This window comes from Sphingopyxis sp. SCN 67-31 (genome assembly GCF_001725095.1).
The window spans coordinates 1-5,237 of sequence record NZ_MEFH01000202.1 but is presented as its reverse complement, the minus strand read 5'-3'; the positions used below and the strand labels follow the sequence as shown (position 1 = coordinate 5,237).

Sequence of the window (5,237 nt, the reverse complement as noted above, 5' to 3'; positions counted from 1 at the left end):
ATTTTCCAACCAAGAAATTGCCGATCTGAAGTCGCGTATCGACGAAATTCACGAGCTGCTCGCCGCGCGCGGCGGTGACGAGGCGGCGGTGCCGGCCCGCGTCGAGCTCGAACCGAGCGGCGACGTGGCCGCGCCGCGGCTGGTCGACCAATTGTCGTTCAGCATCCAGGCCCGCCGTATGCGGCGCCATCATTTCGGCAGCGCGCAAATGTCGGGTCCGACGTGGGACATGATGCTCGACCTGATGCTCGCCAACGCCAATGGCCGTATCCTGAGCGCGAGTGACCTCGCGACGGGGGCCGGCGTGCCGCTGTCGTCAGGGCTGCGGATGATCGCCTCGCTCGAGGCGATGGGGCTCGTCAAACGGTCGATCGACGAACGCGACCGCCGCCGGACCATCGTTCGCCTGACCGATGCGGGGACCGAGCGGATGGCCAGCTATTTCGAGAAAGTCGGCCTGGCGTTGCGGAGCAATCGCGCAGGTTGACCGGCGCGGCCGGATGCGGCTTCTGCTGGTCGCCGCCGCATCCGGCCGTTCGCGTCATTCGGTCATTTCGCGCATCATGCGGTCGATCCTGGCCATCGCGTCGCGCTTGATCTGGCAGACCCGCGCCGCGCTGACGTCGAGCGTCAGCCCGATTTCCTGCAGATTGAGCTCTTCGAAGAAATAGAGCTGCAGGACCATCTGTTCGCGGTCCGACAGGCGCCCGATGCAGGCGCGCAGCGCGTCGAGCATTCCTTCCTGTTCGAGCAGCTCGCCGGCGCCGAGCCGGTCGTCGGCGAACAGGAAATCGCCTTCGTTCATCATTTCGTCGAGCGAGGTCGAGCGGCCGTGCGTCGCGCTGCGTTCGAACTCGAAATATTCCTCGGCACCCATCCCCATCGCTTCGGCCATTTCGGCGGCGCCTGGCGCCCGCATCAGCTGTTGTTCGAGCGCGTCGCGCGTCGCCGCGAGCCGCTTGGCGGCCGCCATCGCGGCGCGTCCGACGTCGGCCTCGCGCCGCTGCTGGTCGATCATTGCGCCGCGAATGCGCGTCGATGCATAGGTGGTAAAGGCGAAGCCGCGCTCTTCATAGGTACGGCTCGCTTCGATCAGCGCGATCAGCCCGACCTGGATCAGATCCTCAAGATCGCTCGTCCGCGACACGCGCGAATGGACCTGCCAGGCGATCTTGCGCACGAGCGGCGCATGTTCGGCGATCAGCGCCTCGACATTCTCGCCATAGCCGTGCGGCCGCAGGGCGTGCGCGGTCTTTCCCGCAAATTGCTCGGCGGGCTCAATTTTCATGGGGCTCGTCCTTCTGATAGGCTTCTTCGCCGCTGGTCAGCCGCGGTTGATCGGCACCGATCGTCGCGACGATTTCGGTCGCCTTGGTCGCCGGGATTTCGAGGTAGGAGATCACCGCAACATCGGGGAATGTCGCGCGCACCAGCCGCGACAGCGCCGGGCGACAGATGGGGGAGGCGACGAGCGCGAAACTGCGCGTCTGGAGCAGCAGCGGCTCGACCGCCTGGCCGATCTGTTCGACGATCTTCATCGCCATGCCATGTTCGAACGGCCATTCGGCGCCCGGATTTGCGCGCACCGCCTGATTGAGCAGTACTTCGATATCGGGGGTGAAGGTCACGACAGGCAGCGGCATGCGGCTCGGCACGATCGTCTGGACGATCAGCGCGCCGATGCGCTGGCGCACCGCTTCGATCAGGTCGCCATCGCCGAGCTGCTGGCCGACGAGCGCCACCATAGCCTCCGCAATCTTGCGGAAATCGCGCAGCGGCACGCGCTCGATGAGCAGCGCCTTGCACAGCGCGGCGACGCGCGGCAGCGCGTAGCCCTGCGGGCTGAGGTTCGCCGCAAGCTGCGGATATTGGGTCTTGAGATTGTCGATCAGCGACTGGGCATCGTCGATGCCGAACAGTTCGGCGGCCGAAGCGATGATGCTGTTGTTGAGGTGCGTCGCGACGACGGTGGCGGGATCGACGACGGTATAGCCCGCCGCGATCGCGTCATTCTGCGCGCTTTTGGGAATCCACAGCGCGTCGAGGCCGAAGGTCGGATCCTTGCACGGGCGGCCCGTCACCTTGGTCACCAGTTCGCCCGAATCGAGCGCGAGCATTTCGTTGGGGAAGACCTCGTCCTCGCCGACGATCACCCCGGCGATCGAGATGCGATAGACGTTGCCGGGCAGCGACAGGTCGTCGGCGACCTTTACCGGCGGCACGACGAAGCCGAGTTCCTTCGACAACTGGCGCCGGATACCGGTGATCCGCGTCATCAGCGGCGCGCCCTTGCGCTCGTCGACCAGGCTGACGAGCGCATAGCCGATTTCGAGCTGGCACGGGCCGATGTCGCTGACATCCGCCCACTCGATATGATGCGGGTCGGGCGCCGGGGCCGCGGGTTCGGGCTGGGCAGCGACTTCGGCCGCCGCGCGCCGGAGTTGCCAGCCGATGGTGAAGGCCAGCGCCGCAGCAGGCAGGATCAGCATCTGCGGCATTGCGGGGACAAGGCCGAGGATGAACAGGATACCGCCGACCGCCATCCATACATGAGGGGAGGCGAACTGGCTGCCGATCTGGCCCGACAGGTTGTGGGGCGACGACACGCGCGTGACGATGGCGGCGGCCGCGATCGAGAGCAGCAACGCCGGAATCTGGGCGACGAGCGCGTCGCCGATCGCCAGCGTGACATAGGTGCTGCCCGCCTGCGAGAAGGACAGGCCGTGGCTGAACATGCCCAGGATCAAGCCGCCGACGATATTGACGAACAGGATGAGCAGGCCGGCGACCGCGTCGCCCTTCACGAATTTCGACGCACCGTCCATCGAGCCGTAGAAATCGGCCTCGGTGGCGACTTCCTGACGCCGCGCCTTGGCTTCGTCGGGGGTCAGCAGGCCGGCGTTGAGATCGGCGTCGATCGCCATCTGCTTGCCGGGCAGGGCGTCGAGGGTGAAGCGCGCCGACACTTCGGACACGCGCCCTGCGCCCTTGGTGATGACGACAAGATTGATGATCATCAGCACGCCGAAGACGAACAGGCCGACGACATAGTCGCCCCCGATCAGCACCTGGCCGAACGCTTCGATCACATGGCCCGCCGCCGACGTGCCTTCATGGCCGTGGACCAGCACGACGCGCGTCGAGGCGACGTTGAGGGCGAGACGGAACAGCGTCGCGAGCAGCAAGACGGTCGGGAAAGCCGAGAAGTCGAGCGGCTTCGATGCCGACAGCGCGACCATCAGGATCGCGAGGCTGATCATGATATTGCCGATGAAGCTGATGTCGAGGATGATCGGCGTGACCGGGATCACCATCAACGCGACGAGAATCAGCATCGCCGCGGGCAGCGCCGCGGCAGTCGCGAAGCGCGCCGCATTGCGGACGTCGAGCCCGGTCATGCGGTGCCTCCCGACAGCGAAGCGAGCCGCTGATAGGCACTGGCGGCAAAGTCCATCGACAATTTCCTGGGCATGGGTTGAATATCCATCATCGGTAGCGGCGGCCGTCCGGCGGCTTCGCCCGAAAAACTGGTTGCGGCGCTGCGCCATGTCGAAACGGGCGCTGCCGCGGCGGGCAGCGGTGCGCCGCCGCCGGCGTCGAGCTTGGCGCGGAACAGATCGCGGATCTCGCCGACGCTGCGCATGCTGCCGTCGGGGGTATAAAAGATCGGACGGTTCGCCGCCGCGGCTTCGGGCAACAGCGTGGCGCCCGGCTGGTCGGGGTTCGCGTCGAGCGCAGTCAGAAAGCGCGCGGCCCCGGCGCTGCCGAGGAAATGCGCGAGGTAGAGATCGACCGGTTCGGCGGTGCGGCCCATCCGGCTTTCGAGGAACTCGCGATTATCGGCGGTCAGCGCCGCCGCCATGTTCGATGCGGCAAAGGGATCGTCGCGCAGCGCCATGATCTGGTCGCGCAGTGCGGGATCGCTGACCGACAGGCGGCCCGCGCCGTCGCGGCGGATCGCGTCGGCCGCCCAGGCGAGCCCGTGATTGGCGCCGTGGCGCTCGAGCGTCGCGAGCCAGGTCTGATTGGTGAACTGATAGAGGCCGCGCGCCGACGAGGTTGCGGCCTTGGCGCCGGGATTGAAGCGGCTTTCGACGCGGGCGACATCGACCAGATAGTCGAAATCGACCCCCGTGCGCGCCGACGCCGTCTGCACCGCATCCATGACGGGTGCGGCGATCCGGTTCGCTGCCTGGGGGTTGTTGATTGCGTTCATTGCCTCTGTTCCGCTGTTTCAGCAGAAGAGAAGCAATCATCGTGCCATTTCCAGGAAAGTCCCCGAAAATCTTGCTTATCAATAGGTTAAAGCGGGGCCTCGGGGTTGCGTGCCGCGGATTGCATGGTTCATGTCAATCCTCTGACGCGTCCAGTTCTTCAGGACATTGATGCGGATTGCAGCCGCTTCGAGCTGACCGAGCGTCTTGCCGATCAGCGCCCGCGCCTGCATTTCGCTGCCCGCCGGAACGCCGGCGCCGCGAAACAGGATGACCGCCGTCGCCAGATCCTCGGTCGCCGACACGATCGCCCCGGCATCATGGCCGTCGAGCGCGCCGACGAGCAAATCGAGCTTGGCCTGAACTTCGTGCATCTGTTCGATCATCACGAATTGCCGCCCGTGCTGTGGAAAAGCGCCATCGACTTGGCGATCGCGACGGGATCGACGCTATATTCGCCGCTCGCAATGGCGGCGCGCAGCGATGCGATACGGGCATAGTCCACCGGCGGCTCCTGCGCGGCCATTTCGTTGGCAAGGCTGATCAGCCGCGCGACGGGCATCGCCGTCGGAGCGGGCTGGGCCGTCGCACGCTGATTCGCCGAAGCGGTCGAACCGCTTGCCGTCCTGCGCACGGGTGTCGCTCGCGTGACACCGCCGACCTGCAGGACGAGTTTGTCGTCACCTGCCATCTTAGCCTCCATCATGCACCGTCGGAAAATCGACGGCACTGCTTCAGAGCCTTTAACGGCGGGTGGGGCGGCGCTTTAAGGGGCGGGTTGCCAAAAAATTAAAAAAAGAGGCCCGGCGGCGTCGAAAAATCGACAACCACCGGGCCAGTGGGGCTTAACTGTTTGAAAATCAGTCCTGAAGGCTCGCGCGGCCCGGACCGGTGACGGTGGCGCTGATCATGTTTTTCGCGTCATTGCCGCGCAGGGCGATCGTTTCGCCGACGCGGCCGTCTTCGGTCGCGATGGCGTTGTAGCTTACCGAAAAGCTGTCGGTGTCGATCGAGACGCGGACA

General features: G+C 65.6%; 7 protein-coding genes. 1 reads left to right on the top strand and 6 read right to left on the bottom strand.

Translation table 11 applies throughout. The features are described 5' to 3' along the window. Nucleotides 1–487 (top strand): MarR family winged helix-turn-helix transcriptional regulator (locus ABS88_RS23975; RefSeq protein WP_286750803.1); only part of this gene is annotated, 487 nt, incomplete at its 5' end. Nucleotides 488–541: 54 nt separating this feature from the next. On the opposite strand, the gene ABS88_RS23970 is transcribed toward ABS88_RS23975, so the two are convergent. From ABS88_RS23970 to ABS88_RS23945, 6 genes are all read right to left on the bottom strand, one after another. Then, complete coding sequence (locus ABS88_RS23970; protein WP_286750802.1) at nucleotides 542–1,288, bottom strand: sigma-70 family RNA polymerase sigma factor; 747 nt, start codon at nucleotides 1,286–1,288, stop codon at nucleotides 542–544. Then, a complete protein-coding gene (gene flhA, locus ABS88_RS23965) occupies nucleotides 1,278–3,398 on the bottom strand; it encodes a flagellar biosynthesis protein FlhA (RefSeq protein ID WP_286750801.1) in 2,121 nt (706 codons plus the stop codon). Before flhA ends, ABS88_RS23970 begins: the two co-directional genes overlap by 11 nt. Next, complete coding sequence (locus tag ABS88_RS23960; RefSeq protein WP_003041511.1) at nucleotides 3,395–4,216, bottom strand: transglycosylase SLT domain-containing protein; 822 nt, start codon at nucleotides 4,214–4,216, stop codon at nucleotides 3,395–3,397. Before ABS88_RS23960 ends, flhA begins: the two co-directional genes overlap by 4 nt. A 78-nt stretch (nucleotides 4,217–4,294) precedes the next feature. After that, entirely contained in the window at nucleotides 4,295–4,600 is a 306-nt protein-coding gene (locus ABS88_RS23955; protein WP_058812243.1) for a hypothetical protein, read from the bottom strand. Beyond that, the gene (gene flgM / locus ABS88_RS23950; protein ID WP_003041503.1) at nucleotides 4,600–4,905 is read right to left on the bottom strand and encodes a flagellar biosynthesis anti-sigma factor FlgM; all 306 of its coding nucleotides are present in this window, start codon (nucleotides 4,903–4,905) and stop codon (nucleotides 4,600–4,602) included. Before flgM ends, ABS88_RS23955 begins: the two co-directional genes overlap by 1 nt. A 169-nt stretch (nucleotides 4,906–5,074) precedes the next feature. Next, complete coding sequence (locus ABS88_RS23945) at nucleotides 5,075–5,224, bottom strand: flagella basal body P-ring formation protein FlgA (RefSeq protein WP_286750804.1); 150 nt, start codon at nucleotides 5,222–5,224, stop codon at nucleotides 5,075–5,077. Nucleotides 5,225–5,237: the final 13 nt, after the last annotated feature.

Coding starts and splice junctions, on each gene's coding strand:
- ABS88_RS23970 (WP_286750802.1), bottom strand. CDS start 1,288: ATGAAAATTGAGCCCGCCGAGCAATTTGCGGGAAAGACCGCGCACGCC.
- flhA (WP_286750801.1), bottom strand. CDS start 3,398: ATGACCGGGCTCGACGTCCGCAATGCGGCGCGCTTCGCGACTGCCGCG.
- ABS88_RS23960 (WP_003041511.1), bottom strand. CDS start 4,216: ATGAACGCAATCAACAACCCCCAGGCAGCGAACCGGATCGCCGCACCC.
- ABS88_RS23955 (WP_058812243.1), bottom strand. CDS start 4,600: ATGATCGAACAGATGCACGAAGTTCAGGCCAAGCTCGATTTGCTCGTC.
- flgM (WP_003041503.1), bottom strand. CDS start 4,905: ATGGCAGGTGACGACAAACTCGTCCTGCAGGTCGGCGGTGTCACGCGA.